At 63.6% G+C, this 20,186-nt stretch carries 15 protein-coding genes; 4 read left to right on the top strand and 11 right to left on the bottom strand.

Translation table 11 applies throughout. The annotated features are described in order from the left end of the window. Window positions 1-7: 7 nt before the first annotated feature. The 4 genes from ACSBOX_RS09195 to ACSBOX_RS09180 all read right to left on the bottom strand — a co-directional run bounded on the left by ACSBOX_RS09195 (window position 8) and on the right by ACSBOX_RS09180 (window position 4,931). On the bottom strand, window positions 8-385 hold the full coding sequence (locus tag ACSBOX_RS09195) for a GntR family transcriptional regulator (protein WP_442545720.1): 378 nt from the start codon (window positions 383-385) through the stop codon (window positions 8-10). Next, window positions 382-2,274, bottom strand: coding sequence for an ABC transporter ATP-binding protein (locus tag ACSBOX_RS09190; protein WP_442545719.1), 1,893 nt, complete (start codon window positions 2,272-2,274; stop codon window positions 382-384). Before ACSBOX_RS09190 ends, ACSBOX_RS09195 begins: the two co-directional genes overlap by 4 nt. Beyond that, entirely contained in the window at window positions 2,271-4,082 is a 1,812-nt protein-coding gene (locus ACSBOX_RS09185) for an ABC transporter ATP-binding protein (RefSeq protein ID WP_442545718.1), read from the bottom strand. Before ACSBOX_RS09185 ends, ACSBOX_RS09190 begins: the two co-directional genes overlap by 4 nt. 69 nt (window positions 4,083-4,151) lie before the next feature. After that, a complete protein-coding gene (locus ACSBOX_RS09180) occupies window positions 4,152-4,931 on the bottom strand; it encodes a trans-aconitate 2-methyltransferase (RefSeq protein WP_442545717.1) in 780 nt (259 codons plus the stop codon). Between the two features lie 57 nt (window positions 4,932-4,988). On the opposite strand from ACSBOX_RS09180, the gene ACSBOX_RS09175 reads away from it, so the two are divergent. Genes ACSBOX_RS09175 through ACSBOX_RS09165 form a run of 3 tightly spaced genes read left to right on the top strand, consistent with a single transcriptional unit; the run spans window position 4,989 to window position 9,398 of the window. Beyond that, complete coding sequence (locus ACSBOX_RS09175; RefSeq protein WP_442545716.1) at window positions 4,989-7,514, top strand: DEAD/DEAH box helicase; 2,526 nt, start codon at window positions 4,989-4,991, stop codon at window positions 7,512-7,514. Window positions 7,515-7,534: 20 nt separating this feature from the next. Beyond that, window positions 7,535-8,035, top strand: coding sequence for a GNAT family N-acetyltransferase (locus tag ACSBOX_RS09170; protein WP_442545715.1), 501 nt, complete (start codon window positions 7,535-7,537; stop codon window positions 8,033-8,035). 4 nt (window positions 8,036-8,039) lie between these two features. After that, entirely contained in the window at window positions 8,040-9,398 is a 1,359-nt protein-coding gene (locus ACSBOX_RS09165; protein ID WP_442546004.1) for an alpha/beta fold hydrolase, read from the top strand. Between the two features lie 61 nt (window positions 9,399-9,459). Here the strand turns inward: ACSBOX_RS09165 and ACSBOX_RS09160 are convergent, their stop codons facing one another. From ACSBOX_RS09160 to coaE, 3 genes are all read right to left on the bottom strand, one after another. Then, a complete protein-coding gene (locus ACSBOX_RS09160) occupies window positions 9,460-10,494 on the bottom strand; it encodes a TerC family protein (protein ID WP_442545714.1) in 1,035 nt (344 codons plus the stop codon). Between the two features lie 179 nt (window positions 10,495-10,673). Beyond that, a complete protein-coding gene (gene uvrB, locus ACSBOX_RS09155; protein WP_442545713.1) occupies window positions 10,674-12,761 on the bottom strand; it encodes an excinuclease ABC subunit UvrB in 2,088 nt (695 codons plus the stop codon). A gap of 45 nt (window positions 12,762-12,806) precedes the next feature. Next, window positions 12,807-14,027 carry a dephospho-CoA kinase gene (coaE, locus tag ACSBOX_RS09150; protein ID WP_442545712.1) on the bottom strand — a complete coding sequence of 407 codons (1,221 nt, stop codon included), beginning with the start codon at window positions 14,025-14,027 and terminating at the stop codon, window positions 12,807-12,809. A 22-nt stretch (window positions 14,028-14,049) separates the two neighbouring features. Here coaE and ACSBOX_RS09145 point away from each other — a divergent pair, with 22 nt between their 5' ends. Continuing rightward, window positions 14,050-14,739, top strand: a complete 690-nt coding sequence (locus tag ACSBOX_RS09145; protein ID WP_442545711.1) for an IMPACT family protein — start codon at window positions 14,050-14,052, stop codon at window positions 14,737-14,739. Window positions 14,740-15,074: 335 nt separating this feature from the next. Here ACSBOX_RS09145 and ACSBOX_RS09140 read toward each other — a convergent pair whose 3' ends face one another. The 4 genes from ACSBOX_RS09140 to ACSBOX_RS09125 all read right to left on the bottom strand — a co-directional run bounded on the left by ACSBOX_RS09140 (window position 15,075) and on the right by ACSBOX_RS09125 (window position 20,184). Next, window positions 15,075-15,791, bottom strand: a complete 717-nt coding sequence (locus ACSBOX_RS09140; protein WP_442545710.1) for a hypothetical protein — start codon at window positions 15,789-15,791, stop codon at window positions 15,075-15,077. A gap of 459 nt (window positions 15,792-16,250) precedes the next feature. Next, window positions 16,251-17,726, bottom strand: a complete 1,476-nt coding sequence (rpsA, locus tag ACSBOX_RS09135) for a 30S ribosomal protein S1 (protein WP_078108781.1) — start codon at window positions 17,724-17,726, stop codon at window positions 16,251-16,253. 166 nt (window positions 17,727-17,892) lie between these two features. Beyond that, the gene (locus ACSBOX_RS09130; RefSeq protein WP_442545709.1) at window positions 17,893-18,825 is read right to left on the bottom strand and encodes a polysaccharide deacetylase family protein; all 933 of its coding nucleotides are present in this window, start codon (window positions 18,823-18,825) and stop codon (window positions 17,893-17,895) included. Between the two features lie 42 nt (window positions 18,826-18,867). Next, a complete protein-coding gene (locus tag ACSBOX_RS09125) occupies window positions 18,868-20,184 on the bottom strand; it encodes a GNAT family N-acetyltransferase (RefSeq protein WP_442545708.1) in 1,317 nt (438 codons plus the stop codon). Window positions 20,185-20,186 lie beyond the last annotated feature (2 nt).

The raw sequence follows: 20,186 nt of genomic DNA, 5'->3' as shown, positions 1-20,186 counted from the left end.
ACGGGTATCAATCGGCGTCGTAAGCGGCGGCCAGAAGCTGCACCGCCTCGGCGAAACTCGCGCCCTGCGCCTTGGCCGCCGCCGAGTAGCCCGCAGCCACTGCCGCCAACGCGCTCCAGCGGTCATCCCGCGCGCACACGACGGTGCCGTTGCGCCCACGGGTTGCGACAACTCCCGCAGCTTCAAGTTCCTTGTAGGCACGGGCAACCGTGTGCGGGGCGACATCCAACTGTTCGGCCAAGCTCCGCACGGCGGGAAGCTTGGTGCCGACAGCCAGGGTGCCGCCGTCGGCCAATTCGATGACGCGGAGCCGAAGCTGCTCGTACAGGGCAACGGTGCTGGACTGGTTGGGACGCCACGAACCGGGAAACTCAAGCGGGCTCATGAGGCTTCCCTCTCTCCCTGGCCGGCGCGATGCTTGGCGGACCTCACCGGTATCTCGGCGAGCTCGCCGCCTCCGGAGGCAAACTGTGCTTCATGCAAGCGGGCGTAGTGCCCGCCAAGCTCCAGCAAGGAATGATGGGTGCCGTGTTCAACGATCCGTCCGTGGTCCATGACGAGAATTAGATCAGCGTCGCGGATGGTGGACAAGCGGTGCGCAATGACGAAGGACGTCTTGTTGCTCCGCAGCCTGTGCATCGCTTGCCGGATGAGGACTTCCGTGCGGGTATCCACCGAACTTGTCGCCTCGTCCAGGATCAGGATGGGGCGACCCGAGAGCCGTGCGCGCGCGATGCTCAGCAATTGCCTTTGGCCCTGGCTGAGGGGATCCCCTCCGTTGCTCAGCATGGTTGAGTACCCGTTGGGCAGCGAGCGGACAAAGTGGTCAACGTGGCTCGCTTCGGCGGCGGCCACGATTTCCGCCTCGCTGGCGCCCGGACGTCCATACTCGATGTTCTCCCTGATGGTCCCGGTGAAAATCCACGGGTCCTGGAGGACGACGCCGAAATTCCGGCGGAGCGCGTCACGGCGCATGCCGGCAATGTCCATGCCGTCGATCGTGATCCTCCCGGACGCGAGTTCGTGGAAGCGCATGAGGAGGCTGATCAGCGTGGTTTTGCCTGCGCCGGTGTGCCCGACGATGGCCACCGTCTGTCCCGGTTCAACATGGAAGGACAGGTCCTGGATCAAGGGGGCATCCGGCCGGTAGCTGAAGGAGATTCGTTCGAAGGCAACCCTCCCGGCAGGGAGGTCAAAGCGGTCATCAAAGCCCGGGCCGGCGTCGGCCCGCGAACCAGCGCCCGGTTCCCCGGGTTCCCCTGTTATTTCATCGGCGTCCAACAGCTCGAAGACCCTGCTCGCGGAAACCGCGCACGATTGCAGTACCTGGGCCATGCCGCCGATCTGGCCCAGCGGCTGGCTGAACAACCGGTTGAACTGGATGAACGCTTGAATGCCGCCGATACTCATCGCCCCGGCAAGGAACTGGAGGGCACCAACAATCGCAACCCCCACATAGCTGGCGTTCGACACGAAAGCCATGAGCGGTACCAGCAATCCCGAAGCGAACTGTGCCTTGGAACTGGCGGCGTACAGGCCGTCGTTGTGGGCAGCGAAGCGGGCCGCCATGGCGGGCTGGGCGTTGAAAAGCTTGATGGCCTCATGGCCTGTTGCTGTCTCCTCCACGAGTGAGTTCACGTCTCCCGTGGCCTCCCACTGCCGGACGAAGTATTTCTGCGAGCGTCGGGTCACGACAATCGACGCCAGCGCCGATACCGGAACGGCCAAGAGGGACACGACGGCGAGGAGGGGCGAAAGCAGGAGCATCATCCCGAGGGAACCGAGGACCATCAACGTTGAGGTCAAGAGCTGGGAGAGGAGCTGGTTGAGCGTCTGCGACACGTTGTCGAGGTCGTTCGTGGCACGGCTCAGGACGTCGCCCCGGGAACGGCCGTCGTAGTACGCCACGGGAAGGCGGTGCAGTTTCGCTTCCACGGCTTCCCGGAGGTCGTGCGCGAGCCGCTGCACGGCGAGGGCGTTGAGGCGGCCCTGCGCCCAACTGAACAGCGCCGTGACGCAATACATGGCTGCGGCCACGAGCAGCAGGGAGACAAAGCGCCCCGTGTCGAACTTCGCGCCGAACACGGCGGCAGCGATGACGTCGGTGGCGTCGCCGAGGATTTTGGGGGCCGCGACATTGAGGGTGACGAAGCCGCAGATGCACAGGATCGCCGCGGTCATGATTCCCCGGGCGGGCTTCATCAAGCCCACCAGGCGGAGGAGCGACCGCGATGGTTTCCCTGTGACGGCGAGGAGCTCGCTTGCGTTGCTCACGCGGCTTCTTCCGTTTCAAGCTGGGACGCCACGATTTCCCGGTAGGTTTCCGAGGAACCGAGAAGTTCGTCATGGGTCCCGCGTGCCACCAGACGGCCCTCGTCGATGAGCAGGATCTGGTCCGCCGACACCACGGTGTTGACGCGTTGGGCCACGATGATGATGGTTGACCCGCGCAGTTCCGGCTCCAGCGCGGAACGCAGCTTTGCTTCCGTGACGGTGTCCAGCGCCGAGAAGCTGTCGTCAAAGAGGTAGACGGATGCAGGGCGCAGAATGGCGCGGGCTATGCACAAACGCTGTCGCTGGCCGCCGGAGAGCCCGGCGCCGCCTTGGGACAAGGTGGTTTCCAATCCTTGCGGCAGCTCGTTCACGAAATCCGCGGCCTGGGCCGTCTCAAGGGCATGCCACAACTGGGAATCCGTCGCCGAGGGCAGCGAAATCCGCAGGTTTTCGGCGATGGTTCCGCGAAACAACCAGCTCTCCTGGGGCACGACGCCGAGCTGCTCGCGCAAGGCCCCGAGGGGAACGCTGGCGACGTCCCGGCCATCGAGCGAAATGCTTCCGCTGCTCACCTCGAGCAGTCTCGGCACAAGGCTGACGATGGTCGACTTGCCGCTTCCCGTGGAGCCGATGACCGCCGTCGTGGTCCCCGGAGCCGCATGGAAGGTGATGCTGTCCAATACGGGCGTTTCGGCGCCAGGATAGGCGAAAACGACATTCTCGAAGCGCAAGCCTTCGGGCCTCGCGGGGCGGACCAGCCCGCCGGCATCGTTGCCTGGCGAGACCGTTTCGGATTCCGTATTAAGCACTTCGGTGACGCGTTCAGCGCTGACAGCCGCGCGGGGCGCCGTGCTCAACACGTACATCGCCATCATGATCGCGAGGAGGATCTGCATGATGTAGGCGATGAATGCCGTGAGCGCACCCAGCTGCATGTTTCCGGCGATGATGCGGTGGCCGCCGAGCCAGACCACGCCTGCGGAAGACAGGTTGACCACGATCATGACGAGTGGAAGCATGGCCGCGACGATCCGGGCAGAACGGAGATTGTTCTGTGTCAGGGCGTCGTTGGCGGCCTCGAACCGTTTCATCTCAAACGGCTGGCGGACGAAGGCCCGGATGACCGCGGTCCCTAGGATCTGTTCGCGGAGCACGCCATTGATCCGGTCCACCAGGTTTTGGCCCTCGCGGTACAGCGGGACGAGCTTGCGCACTATCAACAGCATGATGAGCAGCAGCACGGGAACAATGGCGAAAACGATCCAGGACAGCGCCACGTCCTGTTCGACGGCGAGGATGACACCGCCGATGCCCATGACGGGCGCTGCCACCAGCATGCTGAAAACGAGCACCGTGATGTTCTGCAGTTGCAGGACATCATTGGTGGTCCTGACCACAAGGCTGGCCGGTCCGAAGGCCGCGACGTCCTGGTCCGGCAGGGTATGTATTTTGTCGAAGAGTTCCTGCCGCAGTCCACGGCCGACCTTCATGGCGACAATGGCTCCAAGGTAGCCGGCCAGCACGGCGGCCAGCACCTGGATGATCGTGAGGACCAGCATCCACCCGCCCAGGCGCAGGATCACCCCGCTGTTCCCGGCGACGAGCCCGTCGTCGACGATCTTGGCGTTGAAGGTGGGCAGGAGCAGTGTGGCGCCGGTCTGGACAAGCTGCAGGAGCACAATGGCCAGTACGTGGCTCTTGAAGGGAGCCAGGCGCTGCAACAGCAAGGATGCCAGCACATTGCCTCCAATCGTTGGCCTCCGGAGCCGCGGATTCCACACGATGCCGCCCCTAGATCGCGTTGCCATTGTAGTTCAGATCACTGTGCGAAACCTTGTCATACGGGCGTTTCCGGAGTCCTTTGGACCAGGGCCGGCTCAGCCTTGTTTTTGCGCCACCGCAAAAATCCTGCGGAAGGCAAACAGCGTGCCGTGCCGCTCCCTTGGGTAGGCCTCGCGGAGCGCCGCCGCATACTGGTTTTCGAAGGCGCACGCTTCGGCTTCGGGGAGGGCCGCGAGCACCGGACGAAGGCCGGTTCCCCGCACCCACTCCAGGACCGGATCGGCTCCCGGCAGAAGTTGCTGGTACGTGGTTTCCCAAGCGTCGGCCGCGCATCCGGCGTCGAGCATGATCCGCAGGTAGTCGGCCGGTTCCCCGACCGCGTCGTCGTGGCGGAGCACGCCGGACAGCCTCCCGGACCATTCCGGCGAAGCGGCCAGTTCGCGCATGAGCACGTGGGAAGGCGCCCCGAAATTTCCTGGGACCTGGAGCGCAAACCATGCTCCCGGTTTCAACGCTTCAAGCCATCCGGCGAGCATCGTCAAGTGCCCCGGCACCCATTGCAGCGCAGCGTTGCTGACCACGACCTCGGTGTCCGTTTCCGGCATCCACCCGGCGATGTCGGCGTGCACGAACGAAAGAGCCGGGTGTCCGGCGGCAAGGACGTGGGCTTTGGCCAGCATTTCCGCTGAGGAGTCCAGCCCGACGACGGCGGCGCGGGGCCACCGCGTCGCGAGCGTCGCCGTCAAGTTCCCCGGACCGCAGCCCAGGTCCACGACGTTCCGCGGATCCTCCGCCAGGATCCTCGAGGTCAGGTCAAAAAACGGCCGGTCACGGTGATTGCCGAACTCGACGTACTTGGCTGGATCCCACTTCACTGCATCCTCCATCGTCGGTCTCCGTGGTCTGCTCCACCCACACTAAGCTGGAAGGCAATGAAACTTCTTGAGCAGCTCCCAGACGGCGCACGCGTTGACCCGGACGAAATCTACACACGCTTCGTCGAATGGACGGAGAGCCGCGGGCTCCAGCTGTACCCTGCCCAGGACGAGGCCGTCATGGAACTCGCGTCCGGATCCAACGTCATCCTGGCCACCCCCACCGGTTCCGGAAAGTCGCTCGTGGCGATCGCCGCGCATTTCGAGGCGATGTCCCGGGGCTTGCGCAGTTACTATACGGCGCCCATCAAGGCCTTGGTCTCCGAGAAGTTCTTCGCGCTCTGCGACATCTTCGGAGCCGAGAACGTCGGCATGATCACCGGCGATTCGGGAGTCAACCAGGATGCGCCGATCATCTGCTGCACCGCTGAAATCCTCGCCAACATCGCCTTGCGCGAAGGCAAGGAAGCCGACCTCGGCACGGTCATCATGGACGAATTCCACTTCTACTCCGATCCCCAGCGCGGTTGGGCGTGGCAAGTGCCGCTCCTTGAGCTCCCCCAGGCGCAGTTCCTGCTGATGTCGGCCACCCTGGGTGACGTCAGCCGCTTCGAAGCCGGCCTGAGCGAACTCACCGGGCGGTCCACTACCACCGTGAGTTCGGCCGAACGGCCCATCCCGCTGCACTACTACTTCCAGGAAACGCCGGTCCACGAAACCCTCGAGGAGCTGCTGAGTACCAAGCAGGTCCCCGTGTACGTGGTGCATTTCAGCCAGGTCGAAGCCATCGAGCGGGCCCAGAACCTCATGAGCGTCAACATGTGCACCCGTGAGGAGAAGGACAAGATTGCCGAGCTGATCGCCGGTTTCCGGTTCGCGGCCGGCTTCGGCAAGACCCTGAACCGGCTGGTACGCCATGGCATCGGCGTCCACCACGCGGGCATGCTGCCGAAGTACCGCCGCCTTGTGGAGCAATTGGCACAGGCAGGACTCCTGAAGGTCATTTGCGGCACCGACACCCTCGGCGTCGGGATCAACGTTCCCATCCGCACTGTCCTCCTGACGGCGCTCAGCAAGTACGACGGCGTCCGCACCCGCCTGCTGAACTCCCGGGAGTTCCACCAGATCGCGGGCCGCGCCGGCCGTGCGGGCTATGACACTGCCGGAACGGTCGTGGTGCAGGCTCCCGAACACGTAGTGGAAAACGCGAAGGCGATGGCGAAGGCCGCCGCCAAGTTCGGCGACGACCAGAAGAAGCTGAGGCAGGTGGTGCGGAAGAAGCCGCCGGAGGGCTTCGTCTCCTGGGGGCAGCCGACCTTCACCCGTTTGGTGGAGTCCGTGCCGGACCCGTTGACCTCGAGTTTCACCGTGACCCATGCGATGCTGCTCAACTTGATGGAGCGCCCCGGCGACCCGTTCGCCGCTGCACGCCGCCTCCTGACCGAAAACCACGAGGCGCGCCCTGCCCAACTGCAGCTCATGAAGAAGGCCCTGGGCATCTACCGCGAGTTGCTGGCTGCCGGCGTGGTTGAACGCATTCCCGAGGCCGAGCAGGAGAAGGAAGGCCGCTCCGTGCGGCTGACCGTTCACCTGCAAGCCAATTTCGCGCTGAACCAGCCGCTTTCACCGTTCGCCCTTGCCGCGCTCGAACTCCTGGATCCGGAGTCGCCGTCGTACGCCTTGGACGTGGTGTCCGTGATCGAGTCAACCCTCGAGAAGCCCCGGCAGATCCTCTCTGCGCAGCAGAAGAAGGCACGCGGCGAGGCCGTCGCCGCGATGAAGGCCGATGGCATCGATTACGACCAGCGCATGGCGATGCTCGAAGAGGTCACCTACCCGCAGCCCTTGGCGGAGATCCTGGGCGAAGCGTTCGAGGTATACCGCAAGGCCGCGCCCTGGGTGGGCGACTTTGAGCTGGCTCCGAAGTCGGTGGTCCGCGACATGTATGAGCGCGCCATGAATTTCGGTGAGTTCGTGCAGTTCTATGGGCTGGCCCGCTCCGAGGGAATCGTGCTGCGGTATTTGGCCGATGGCTTCAAGGCCCTGCGCCAGACCGTCCCCCAGGATTCCCTTCGCGAAGACCTCGAAGACCTCATCGCCTGGCTGGGTGAACTGGTCCGCCAGGTCGACTCCAGCCTGCTCGACGAGTGGGAAGAGCTCACCTCCGGGGTAGCCCCGACGCCGCACGACGCTCCGCCTCCCCCGCCGCCGTCGCTCACCTCCAACATCCGCGCCTTCAGGGTCATGGTCCGCAACGAAATGTTCCGGCGTGTTGAGTTGTTCGCGGACGAAGACGCGGCCGCTCTGGGCGAGCTCGACGCCGGCAACGGCTGGGATGCGGAACGCTGGGAAGACGCTTTGGACGACTACTTCGACGAACACGACGACATCGGAACCGGCCCCGATGCCCGGGGCCCGGGACTCCTCATGATCACCGAGGAACCCGGAGTCTGGCGCGTACGGCAGATTTTCGATGACCCGGCCCGCAACCACGACTGGGGAGTCTCCGCCGAAGTGGACCTGGCGGCCTCCGACGAGAGCGGCACGGCCGTGGTCAGGGTGACCGCGGTCAACCGTCTCTAGGCGCCTAGTAAGCTCGAATCATGAGTGTTATCCGCCCAGCCACATTGTCCGATGTCCCCGCGATCCTGCAGATGATCCACGAGCTTGCGGTCTACGAAAAAGAGCCCGACGCCGTGAAGAACACGCCGGAAATGCTCACCGAGGCTTTGTTCGGCGAGCATCCGCGGGTGTACGCGCACATGGCGGAAAACGCGCCCGGGGATGTCCAGGGCTTCGCATTGTGGTTCCTGAACTACTCCACGTGGGAAGGCGTCCACGGCATCTACCTCGAGGACCTCTACGTCACCCCCGCTGCGCGCGGCGAAGGCCACGGGAAGGCGCTCCTGCAGCATCTGGCCGCGACCGCCGTCGAACGTGGCTATGCGCGGGTGGAATGGAGCGTCCTGGACTGGAACGAACCGTCCATCAACTTCTACCGCAACCTCGGTGCCGTTCCGATGGACGGCTGGTCCACGTTCCGCCTGAGCGGCGACGCCCTGGGTGCCTTCGGCAGCGATGACAAGGTCATGGCCCGTGGCTGAGCGCATGGTCGAGGGTCTCGCTGAGCCCATGGCTGGGCAAGCGGCGCACACCATCCGGGCACGGCACGAATTCCGGGGCGTCCGCACCACCGAGCATTTCTTCACTGTCCCGCTCGACCATTGGGCGTCAGAGGGTATGGAGGCTCCCGGCACCGCGGAAACGATCACCGTCTTCGCCCGGGAGTTCGTCTCTGCCGAGCACTCGGAGGAGGCCGCGGACAGGCTGCCATGGTTGCTCTACCTCCAAGGCGGCCCCGGCGGACGCGGCACCCGGACCACCTCCCTGTCCGGCTGGATGAAGGCTGCCGCAAGGAGTTTCCGCATCCTGATGCTGGACCAACGCGGCACGGGCTTGTCCACGCCGGCGGACCGCAACACCTTGCCGCTCCGGGGCGACGCAGCAGCGCAGGCTGCCTACCTCGCGCACTTCCGGGCGGACTCGATCGTGGCCGACGCCGAAGTCATCCGGAAGGCGCTGGGCTCGGAGCCGTGGACCGTCCTTGGCCAGAGCTTCGGTGGTTTCTGCGCGCTGACCTACTTGTCCTTCGCGCCGGAAGGGTTGAGCGAAGTGCTCATCACGGGCGGACTGGCGCCGTTGGAAGGCCCGGCCGAGCGGGTCTACCGGGCAACCTTCCAACGGGTTGCGGAACGTAACGCGGAATACTTCGCGTGGTATCCGGAGGACCGTGGGCTGGTCACCCGGATTGCGCGGCACCTGGAGTCCACGGAGGAGCGGCTGCCCAGCGGGGAACCCCTCACCCCGGAGCGCTTCCAAATGGTGGGATCGTTCCTGGGCGGAAACGCCCGGGTGGATGCCCTGCACACCCTCCTGGAGGATGCCTTCGTGCCCACGCCGGAGGGAGAACGCCTCTCCGACGCGTTCCTGGAACAGGTCCACGGGCTCGTCTCCCGGGCATCGAATCCGCTGTACGCGGTGTTGCACGAGTCCATCTACGGCCAGGGCCAGGCCACCGACTGGGCGGCGTGGCGGGTACGTGCGGAGTTCCCCGTGTTCCGGCCTGACGCCGCAGAGCCGCTCCTGACGGGGGAAATGGTCTACCCCTGGTATTTCGAGCAGGATCCGGCGCTTGTGCCCCTTCAGGAAGTAGCTGCGCTGTTGGCCGCCAAGCAAGACTGGAAACCCCTCTACGATGTGTCCCGTTTGAAAGCGAACACCGTGCCGGTCGCGGCTGCCGTGTACCGCGACGACATCTACGTCGACTTCCAACTGTCCATGGAAACGGCAGCGGCGGTACGCGGACTGCAAGCCTGGACCACCGGAGACTTCCACCACGACGGCATCGGCGAAGACGGGGAAGGAATCTTCAACCGGCTCCTGGGAATGGCCCGCGGCCAGAACTGAGCCCCGGCCATGGCGCTGACCGGGGCTCCGTTCCACAGGTATTCAGTGGCTCGACAGTCGCTTAGTGGCCGCTGACCTTGTTCATGCTCTTGCGGGAGTCTTCCTCGAGCCGGGCGTCCAGTTTGGATTTGGCCGCCGCCGGGGTCAGGAGGCTCGCGACAACCGCCACCACGATGGTGCCGATGATGACCGCCAGGGACACATAGGTCGGGATCTCCGGCGCCCACTCGATATGGTGCCCGCCATTGATGAAGGGCAGTTCGTTGACGTGCATGGCGTGCAGGACAAGCTTGACGCCGATGAACGCGAGGATGACAGACAAGGCGTGCTTGAGGTAGATCAAGCGCGTCATGAGGCCGCCCAGCAGGAAGTACAGCTGGCGCAGGCCCATGAGGGCGAAGATGTTCGCGGTGAAGACGATGAAGGCGCTCTGCGTCAGTCCGAAGATGGCAGGAATGGAATCCACGGCGAACAGGAGGTCCGTCATGCCGATGGTCACGAAGACGATCAACATGGGCGTGAACAGCTTCTTGCCGTCGACCGTGGTCCTGAGCTTGCCGCCATCGAACTTCTCCGCCATCGGAACAACTTTGCGGATGCGGGCGATCAGCGGACTTTCGGCGGCGTCTTCCTCATCTTCGCCGTTGTCCGTGGCCTGCTTCCATGCGGTCCACAGCAGGAACGCGCCGAAGATGTAGAAGACCCAGCTGAACTGCTCAATCACCACGGCGCCAAGGGCAATGAAGATACCGCGCAGGACCAGGGCAATGATGATGCCCACCATCAAGACTTCCTGCTGATACTTACGGGGCACCGAGAACCGCGCCATGATGATGATGAAGACAAAGAGGTTGTCGATACTCAGGCTGTATTCGGTCACCCAACCGGCGATGAACTGGCTGCCATGCTCCGGGCCCGCAAAGGCGAACATCGCCCCGGCGAACACCAAAGCGAGGGTGACGTAGAAGGCGACCCAGAGGCCTGCTTCCTTCATGGAGGGTTCATGCGGACGCTTGATCACCAAAAGAAGGTCGACAAGGAGGATGATTCCGAGAACGACGAAGGAGCCGATCTCAAACCAGGCGGGGAGTTGCATCAAGAATGCCTTTCGCAGGTACGCCGAAACGGCGTAAGTCTCTCCGACCTGCCTGCGTGTCCATGCTCAAGGCAATCAACGTTCAAACGGCGATCCGCTAAGCCCGGCGAGGCGTCTGTGCCTTGCGTGTTGACGGACTTAGCGCTTGGGATACTCCCCTACGTAGGCCCAACTTTACCCTAGGCGTGCCCGGCGGACTGCATCTGGCGGAGTTCGCGCTTGAGGTCTCCCACTTCGTCACGGATCCTCGCCGCGATCTCAAACTGGAGTTCGGCTGCGGCCGCATGCATCTGCTCGGTCAGTTGTTCGATCAAACCCACGAGGTCTTCGGCCGGCGCCGCGGCAAGGCCATCTTGCCGGACCTTCGAAGCGCCCTTGCCCTTGCCGGTCCGGCCGCCCTTTCCGGCTGCGGCCAGCAACTCCCGGGTGTCGGCGTCTTCGCGGGCAAGCTGATCGGTGATGTCTGCGATCTTCTTGCGCAACGGTTGCGGATCCACACCATTGTCCGTGTTGTACTTGACCTGGATTTCCCGGCGGCGGTTGGTTTCCTCGATGGCCTTGGCCATGGAGTCGGTGATCCGGTCCGCGTACATGTGGACCTGGCCCGAGACGTTTCGGGCCGCGCGCCCGATGGTCTGGATGAGGGAAGTGGCCGAGCGGAGGAAGCCTTCCTTGTCGGCGTCGAGGATGCTGACGAGCGACACCTCGGGCAGGTCGAGGCCCTCGCGGAGCAGGTTGATGCCCACCAGGACGTCGAAGCTGCCCATGCGGAGTTCCCGGAGCAGTTCCACGCGTCTGAGGGTGTCGACGTCGGAGTGCAGGTATTGGACCTTGACCCCATGGCCCAGCAGGTAGTCGGTGAGGTCCTCGGCCATGCGCTTGGTCAGCGTGGTGACCAGCACGCGTTCGTCGCGCTCGACGCGCGTCCGGATTTCCCCGAGGAGATCGTCGATCTGGCCCTTGGTCGGCTTCACGATGACTTCGGGATCGATCAGCCCGGTGGGGCGGATGATCTGCTGGACGGTCCCATCGGCCTTGCCGAGCTCGTACTTGCCGGGGGTCGCGGAAAGGTAGACGGTCTGGCCCACCCTTTCCAGGAATTCATCCCATTTGAGCGGCCTGTTGTCCATGGCGGAAGGAAGCCGGAAGCCGTGGTCCACGAGGGTGCGCTTGCGCGACATATCGCCTTCGTACATGGCGCCGATCTGTGGAACAGTCACGTGGGATTCGTCGATGACCAGCAGGAAGTCGTCCGGGAAGTAGTCGATGAGGCAGTGCGGGGCCGTGCCGGAGCCGCGGCCGTCGATGTGCCGCGAGTAGTTCTCGATGCCGTTGCAGAATCCCATTTGCTGCATCATCTCAAGGTCGTAGGTGGTGCGCATGCGCAGCCTCTGGGCTTCCACCAGCTTGTTCTGGCCTTCGAGGACCTTGAGCCGCTCCGCGAGCTCTCCCTCGATGGCGGTGATGGCGCGCGACATGCGTTCGGGGCCGGCGACGTAGTGCGAGGCCGGGAAGATGTACATCTCGGTTTCCTCGCGGATGACATCACCCGTCACTGGATGCAAGGTGTAAATGTTCTCGATCTGGTCGCCGAAGAACTCGATGCGCAGGGCCAGCTCTTCGTACATGGGAATGATTTCCACGGTGTCTCCCCGGACGCGGAAAGTGCCGCGGTGGAAGTCCATGTCGTTGCGGGTGTACTGCATGCCGACAAACTTCCGGAGGAGATCGTCCCGGTTCATCTCGGCGCCCTTGCTGAGCGTGACCATTCCGGCGATGTACTCCTCCGGGGTCCCCAGGCCGTAGATGCACGACACGGTGGCCACCACGATGACATCCCTGCGGGTGAGCAGCGCGTTGGTGGCCGAGTGCCGCAGTCGCTCGACTTCCTCATTGACCGAAGAGTCCTTCTCGATGAAGGTATCCGTCTGCGGAACGTAGGCTTCGGGCTGATAGTAGTCGTAATACGAAACGAAGTACTCCACCGCGTTGTTGGGCAGCAGTTCCCGGAACTCGTTGGCAAGCTGCGCGGCGAGAGTCTTGTTCTGGACCATCACCAAGGTGGGCCGCTGGACCTGCTCGATCAACCAAGCAGTGGTGGCGCTCTTGCCCGTGCCGGTGGCGCCGAGCAGCACGACGTCTTTTTCGCCGTTGTTGATCCGTTCGGTCAGCTCCGCAATAGCGGCCGGCTGGTCACCTGCCGGTTTGAATTCGCTGATGACCTCAAAGGGCGCGACGACGCGGTTGATCTCCTGGGCAAGACTCATGAATCCAATCTACCCCCGCCCGCGGACAGTTACTGTCCGCGTTTTCTAGGCTTGCGCCACGGAGTACGACGGCGGCTGCCAGCCGCTGTTTCTGGCCCAATCGTCCATGAGCGGCGACGCGACGTCGGTGAACCACGGCTCCTTCGCTTCCGCGTATGCCAGGGTCCGGCGGTCGCCGGCGTGCAGTGCGGCGAGTTCGTGCTTCAGCTCAGCGTACATACGCAGGGCGTCGGGGTTGGCCCGGAGCCAATCGCGGAACAACAAGGCATAACGCCACCCCGGACTTCCAAGGACCCGGACATGGACGTTCGCGGGCCGTCCGGGGTCGGCGTTGCAATGGAACCGTTTTTGCCAGGCCGATGGGTCCAGGTCCGGCGGCTTGGGGGTGTCGCGGGCTGAGGCTTCCCGCAACGGGAAACCGGCCTCGCCCAGGGCCCGGGCTATCCGGTCCGCGGCGTCCAGCGAGGACACATTCACTTGCAGGTCGATGACGTCCTTGGCAGGAAGGCCTGGAACCGACGTCGAACCGATATGGTCTGCACCCAGGACCTCCGGAGATGCCCGCCGGATCCTGGCGAGCAGCCGTCCAGCCTGAGCCGGCCAGTCGGGGTTTGGCGGGGACAATACGGGGCCGCTGGTCCGTGGCGCCGGCCGGTAGGCGGCAAGGTTGCGGGCGAACGGGACCAATCGTCCTTCCCACAATGTGTCCACGAGTGCTGTGACGTCCTCGACCCTTCCCGAGTTGTCCACCACGATGTCGGCCGCCGCCAACCGTTCATCCCTGCTGGCTTGAGCGGCCATGCGGGAGACCGCGTCCTCGACTGTCATGCCGCGGTTCTCCGTCATGCGTCGGATCCGTTCCTGGTCCGGAGCATCGACCACCAGCACCAAGTGGAAACTGCTGCCCTGCCCGGTTTCGACCAGCAACGGAATATCCTGGACGACGATGTCTCCGGGTTTCGCGGTCGCGAGCATCGCGGCAGCACGCTCCCTGACGCGCGGATGGATGATCGCGTTGAGCGCTTCCCGGCGATCGGGCTCGGCGAACACAATCGCGCCGAGGCGTGCACGGTCAAGGCGACCCCCGGCGTCGACGATGTCTTCACCGAACTCGGCCACGACGCCCGCCAAGCCCGGCGTGCCCGGCTCCACGACCTCGCGGGCCAGAGCATCGGCGTCGATCAAGACGGCCCCCAACTCCCTGAGCCGGGCGGACACGAGTGATTTGCCGGAGGCGATCCCGCCGGTAAGTCCAATCTTCAGCACCCCTCCACACTAGACTGGGTCGGTGGCAGAACAGGAAGAAAGCCGGGCGACCGCGTACACAACGTTGGCCCCCGGGGACGATTTCCGCCACGAACTCGAGATCAAGCGTTCGCGCTTCATCACCGTGCTGCGCCGCGCCTCCGACGAGGATGCCGCCCGCGCGTTGGCGTCCGAACTGCGCAAGGAATTCCATGACGCCCGGCACCACTGCTCGGCATTCGTCCTGGGCCCGGATCGCGCCATCCAGCGTTCAAACGACGACGGCGAGCCCTCCGGAACTGCCGGCATCCCCATGCTCGAGGCGCTCATCAAACGCGAGACGCTGCCCGGGGTGACCGACCTCAGCGACGTGAGTGTCGTCGTCGTGCGCTATTTCGGCGGGATCCTCCTTGGCGCCGGCGGCCTGGTTCGCGCCTACTCCGAGTCAGTATCGGCCGCACTGGACTCCGCTCCCCTGGTTCAGCGACGCCGCCTGCGGATGTGCGACATCCCGGTGCCCCACCATGCGGCCGGCAAGCTGGAAAACGATCTGCGCTCCGCGGGCTACGTCATGGCCGAAACAAGCTACGGGCCGTCGAAGACGATCCTGCGCGTGGCTCTGCCCGACGAAGCGAACGCAATCGCCGACGCCGGAGAGCGGCTTGCATCCATGACCGCAGGCGCCTCGGGACTCCAGTTGCGTGGAACGGAATGGGTCGACGTCCAGGGCTGAGCATCCTCCCAAGGGACATGCCCTCCGCTGATCTCCAGCACTGGACATAGTGGGTATATGTCCAGTCCTTGCTGCGACCGCGGGGCATGTCCCGTGGGTGGGATCCATACCGCATTGAGTTCTTGAACTGGCAAACTGTTATTTCAGATCGTGGTTGTCCTGCGATGCAGTCCTTCTGAGTGAACTCTGCGGGAGCGCCTTGGACCTTGCCTTTCGGAATAACTTGATCGTGTAGAAAGTCATCATCGCCAGCGCTGCAAGCAAGAGGAAAGCCAGCGGGGCAAAAGAAAGTACCGCTTCTGGAAAAGTTGGAACCAAGGGGTTCATGAGTCTGATCACACCCATCCGCACGAGACTACTCCGGGGCCGTTGGTAACCAGTCGGAGATTAGCGGATCTCGTGGAGTGGTTCCACCCGAAGATGGACCGGGTCACGGTCACTGTGGTCTGGAAATAGCCCCGTCCGCCAGAAACGTAGTGGCTGAAGTTACTAAAGGATATGCTCGATCCGGGCTCGTATGAGTGCACAACATATGCAGTTGCACCGTTCGTGCTCAACACGACGCCGCTTCCCATAACGTACGTCCCGGTCAGGCGAACCTTCGTCACGCTAATACCCGCGAACCTGAACTCCTCGTCACAGTTGGCAGTGACGTTATTCGTCGAACGAAGCATGGCTCGTGAGCCGACCCCTGCAATGGGTGATGTGCATTCGCCGGTTCGGACGATTTCAACGCCGCTGCCCGGGCGCTGAGAAGCTTGAATGATTCCCTCGTCCAGGAGGATCCTAGCGAGTTCCGATTTCTGCTCCTTATCGAGCTTGCCTAGCGCGCTGAGAGAGTCTTTAGCGGTCTCGTCCCCGTCCATCGCCGCAGACGCGATCTTCTGCGTCAGCTCATCCAGAATCCCCTGCTCCGGTTCCCCCAGGTAGGGCTTTGAGGTGTTCTCGACAGCCTTCTCGGAAGTCCCGGCATAGGCCGGAACAGCCGCCCCTGCGGCCAGCAGGGTCGATAGCGAAGCGATCATAAGGCCGGTCTTGATATGTTTCAGCACAATGACTTCCCCTCAGATTCATTGACTTGTCCAAAGAGCCAACCACATGCCCACAACAGGTGGGATATATCTGATAGGTCGTTATCAGTTAGTTATCCGCACGGCAAGGCCCAGAATGGGTGAACGTCCAGGGTTGACCTTCCATCTGGAGGGACATGCCCTCCCCTGATCTCCACCACTGGACATAGTGGGTATATGTCCAGTCCTTGCTGCCACCAATGGGCATGTCCCGTGGAGGCCCCGGGGCAATGCGGAAGGACATGCTCTCCCCTGATCTCCACCACTGGACATAGTGGGTATATGTCCAGTCCTTGCTGCGAACGCGGGCCATGTCCCGTGGGGCCTGGTCTTGAGAAGTCCAGGCAACACGAAGCAGGGTTAAACAAAGCGGCCCCCGCGATTCGTGAATGAATCGCAGGAGCCGCTTTGGTCCGGCCCGGGAACCCGGGCCAGGGGCAATCAGTTGCCGGTCAGCTTCTCGCGCAGAGCTGCGAGGGCCTCGTCGGATGCCAGGGTGCCCGCGTTGGACTCGGTGACAGCCGGCTCGGAAGAGTAGCTGGTGGTACCGGAGTCGCTCTCGCCGGAAGCGGCAGCAGCGGCGTCGTCAGCAGCGTGCTGGGAAACCTGCTTCTTGTGAGCTTCCCAACGTGCCTGGGCGTCAGCGTACTGCTGCTCCCAAGCGGCGCGCTGCGTCTCGTAGCCCTCGAGCCATTCGTTCGACTCGGGGTCGAAGCCCTCAGGGTACTTGTAGTTGCCCTCTTCGTCGTACTCAGCGGCCATGCCGTACAGAGCCGGGTCGAACTCGGTGCTGTCAGCGTCAACGCCCTCGTTAGCCTGCTTGAGGGAGAGGGAGATGCGGCGGCGCTCGAGGTCGATGTCGATGACCTTGACGAAGAGCTCGTCGCCAACGGAGACGACCTGCTCTGCAAGCTCAACGTGGCGGACAGCCAGCTCGGAGATGTGCACGAGGCCTTCGATGCCGTCTTCGACGCGAACGAATGCACCGAACGGAACCAGCTTGGTGACCTTACCCGGAACAACCTGGCCGAGGGCGTGGGTGCGGGCGAAGGTCTGCCACGGGTCTTCCTGCGTAGCCTTGAGGGACAGGGACACGCGCTCGCGGTCCAGATCCACTTCGAGAACCTCGACGGTGACTTCCTGGCCGACCTCGACAACCTCGGACGGGTGGTCGATGTGCTTCCAGGACAGCTCGGAAACGTGAACCAGACCGTCTACGCCGCCAAGGTCCACGAATGCACCGAAGTTGACGATGGAGGAAACGACGCCGGGACGAACCTGGCCCTTTTCCAGCTTGTTGAGGAACGTGGAGCGAACCTCGGACTGGGTCTGCTCGAGCCAGGCACGGCGGGAAAGAACAACGTTGTTGCGGTTCTTGTCCAGCTCGATGATCTTGGCTTCGATCTGCTGACCGATGTACGGAGCAAGGTCGCGGACGCGGCGCATCTCGACGAGGGATGCGGGCAAGAAGCCGCGCAGGCCGATGTCGAGGATAAGACCACCCTTGACAACCTCGATGACGGTACCGGTGACGACACCGTCTTCTTCCTTGACCTTTTCGATGTCGCCCCAGGCACGCTCGTACTGAGCACGCTTCTTGGAGAGAATCAGTCGGCCTTCTTTGTCTTCCTTGGTGAGCACCAGGGCTTCGACCTGATCGCCAACGGAGACGACGTCCCCGGGGTCAACATCGTGCTTGATGGAAAGCTCACGGGAAGGGATGACACCTTCGGTCTTGTAACCGATGTCGAGCAGAACTTCGTCGCGGTCAACCTTGACGACGATACCTTCGACGAGGTCTCCGTCGTTGAAGTACTTGATGGTGGCGTCGACAGCTGCGAGGAAGTCCTCAGCGGTACCGATGTCGTTGATCGCGACTACGGGGGTACCGGGCTTCTCGGTGGAGGTGATGGTCATGTAGTAGGGGCTCCGTTGTGGATAGAGTATCGGTCAGGCAAACCGCCCGCTTTCCGTCGCCGGTCCGCAGGACACGGCAAAACGCCGGGTCATCCTGAATTGTGGATTGTAAATTGCGCGCACGTAGTATGCGCCCGTTCATTCTAGTCGTTCGCCTCAAGGAGGGTCAAAGCGGCAGCGTGTCACCAAGCCGCGCGAACGTCACGCCACGGTCCAGCAAGCTTGGGAGGGCTCGTGCATATCCCTCGGCGGTGCCGCTCGCGGGCTGGTTGAAATGCGAGATCACAATGTGGCCGGCGCCCCGTCCTGCGGCGATTTTTCCCACCTCGCCCGCGACCGTCGGCGCCGGGAAGGTCGCGCCGCCGTCGCCATTCACCGTGAAGCTCACCGGAACCAGTCCGAGGGAATTGGTGATCGCTGCCGCGACGTCGTCGTAGTAGGCGGTTCCGGCCCTGAAGAAGCGGGGTGCCTTGCCGCAGAGCCGCTCCATGACTTCCTGGTTGCCCATGATTTCGTCATAAACCTCGCCGGCGTTGGACGTGCCGGGGATGCCGTATGCCGAGCGCCCACTGACCGAGAGAGGCTGGTGCCGGAAGCCGTGGTTGCCGAGCTCGAACAAGGGATCGGCCGCGAGATCGGCCGCCAGCCCGGGGTTCGCCTTGATCCACCGACCGTTGACAAACAGCGTGGCGGGAACGTTGAACTTACGCAGGGTCTTGAGAAGGCGTTGATCGCATTCCGAACCGTTCGGGCCGCCGCAAGCATCAAACGTCAGGACCGCATGGGCGGACGCTGTCTTCGACACCACACCGACGACGTCAAGCCCCCATTCGACGGGCTTGCGCCTGGAGTATTCGGCCACAACCTGTGATCTCGACGGCAGCGCGGGCTGTGTTTCGGGCACGACCGGATGCTGGCCTATATCCTCGACGACCGGCGTTGAACCCGATGCGGGGCGGGATGCGGGTGCGGCTGCCGGTTGTTGGGCGCAAGCGGCCAGGCCGGTTACGGCGAGTCCGGCGGCAGCAGCCAGCAACGACCGCCGGCCCGGCAGCCTTGATAGGCCGGCGGAGTCTCCCCCCGGCTGGAATTCCCCCATGGAATCCTCTTCTGTTGGTAGGTTCTGCGTACGGAGATGTGCCTAGAAGTGCGTTAGGCAATGGGCCGGACGTTCGACGGCGAACATGTGCTGGGCAGCCAAAGCTGCTCCGGGCGTGTGCTCGCGGATCCGGCCTGCCGAAGCCAAGATTACAGGACTGACGGCGCCCAAAAAGACAGACCCCAGATCCGTGACATCCATGCTCAGGTCCGGGCTCAGGTCTTGGCTCCCGCCACCCGCCTCGCGGACGGCCACGACGCCGCCGTCGGACGTCAATTCCCACGTACCGTCGGCAAAACCCAGCGTGTCCCTGACTTCCAGCACCAACCGCCCATCGGCCCCGAAGCGCCGTGCCGACAGGGCTGCAGGGACGTCCAGGACGCGCAGCCACAACATGTCGCGGTAGTCGGATGACGTTACGCAGCGCCCATCCACAAGCGCCCATGCGAGGGGGTCTTCGACGGGAGCGTCAGGCCAGGAAACCTGTTCGACGAGGTCGAGGCTGCCCAGGAATTGCCACAGTTCCAGGTAGGCGGAGTCTGACGCGGCGACGAGGTCCACGATTTCCACCGTGTATGGCTTCGTGTCCCAACCGGCGAACTTGTAGGACACGTAGCCGTCGACCGTGGCGTCCGGTGCGTAGTGGAGCGCGCATTTGATGGCCTTGTCTTCGCTACCGTCGCGCTTCATTGCCCCGGACACGTGATGGCGGTAGGAGTCCTGCCTCACGATCGACCCCGGCGTGCGGTGGTGAACCTGTTCGAAAACCTCGGGTGCGAGCTCGAGGAGGACCTTTGGATCCGCGATCTCCACCCGGCCAACGGGCTCGTGCCGGATGCGGAATTTCGGCCCGGTGTCCACCTTGATGCTCCGCTCGAAGGTTGCGACGCCGAAGCCGAAGCGGCCGTAGATGGAGGCTTCGGACGCGGTCAGGGCGGCCATGGCGAAGCCGTCGTCCTTGGCATCGGCGAGATCCGCGGTCATCATGCCCCGCAGGATGCCGTGCCGCCGGTGCGTCCCGCGGACGGTGACGGCGGTGATCTGGCGGGTCCGCAGTTCCTGGCCGAAGCCGACATTCAGCTTGTTTTCCAGCGTTCCAAAGGTCGCTACCGGAAATCCCGGGTGAAGCGCATGCAACGGTGGCTCGTCGTTGACGTAAACGCCGGTCAGCTCACGGTTGTCCGTCTGGTACATCGCGAGAATCTTGTCGATGAGTTCATCGCTTCGCTGCTCGTCGTGGAATCCGAAGCCGACGGCCTGGAGCCACTCGCGTGCTTGTCCGTAGTCCGGGTTTTCCTTGCCGACGGAACGAAAGCGCTTGACGTTGTATTTTTCGTTTGTTTCCTTGGGATCAGCCACGT

The sequence above is a fragment of the Arthrobacter sp. KN11-1C genome (genome assembly GCF_052180225.1).
GTDB lineage: Bacteria > Actinomycetota > Actinomycetes > Actinomycetales > Micrococcaceae > Arthrobacter.
The sequence above is the reverse complement of the archived record's forward strand: the minus strand, read 5'-3'. Positions and strand labels throughout refer to the sequence as shown.

Coding starts and splice junctions, on each gene's coding strand:
- ACSBOX_RS09185 (WP_442545718.1), bottom strand. CDS start 4,082: ATGGCAACGCGATCTAGGGGCGGCATCGTGTGGAATCCGCGGCTCCGG.
- ACSBOX_RS09175 (WP_442545716.1), top strand. CDS start 4,989: ATGAAACTTCTTGAGCAGCTCCCAGACGGCGCACGCGTTGACCCGGAC.
- ACSBOX_RS09195 (WP_442545720.1), bottom strand. CDS start 385: ATGAGCCCGCTTGAGTTTCCCGGTTCGTGGCGTCCCAACCAGTCCAGC.
- ACSBOX_RS09165 (WP_442546004.1), top strand. CDS start 8,040: ATGGTCGAGGGTCTCGCTGAGCCCATGGCTGGGCAAGCGGCGCACACC.
- uvrB (WP_442545713.1), bottom strand. CDS start 12,761: ATGAGTCTTGCCCAGGAGATCAACCGCGTCGTCGCGCCCTTTGAGGTC.
- ACSBOX_RS09130 (WP_442545709.1), bottom strand. CDS start 18,825: ATGGGGGAATTCCAGCCGGGGGGAGACTCCGCCGGCCTATCAAGGCTG.
- ACSBOX_RS09160 (WP_442545714.1), bottom strand. CDS start 10,494: ATGCAACTCCCCGCCTGGTTTGAGATCGGCTCCTTCGTCGTTCTCGGA.
- rpsA (WP_078108781.1), bottom strand. CDS start 17,726: ATGACCATCACCTCCACCGAGAAGCCCGGTACCCCCGTAGTCGCGATC.
- ACSBOX_RS09170 (WP_442545715.1), top strand. CDS start 7,535: ATGAGTGTTATCCGCCCAGCCACATTGTCCGATGTCCCCGCGATCCTG.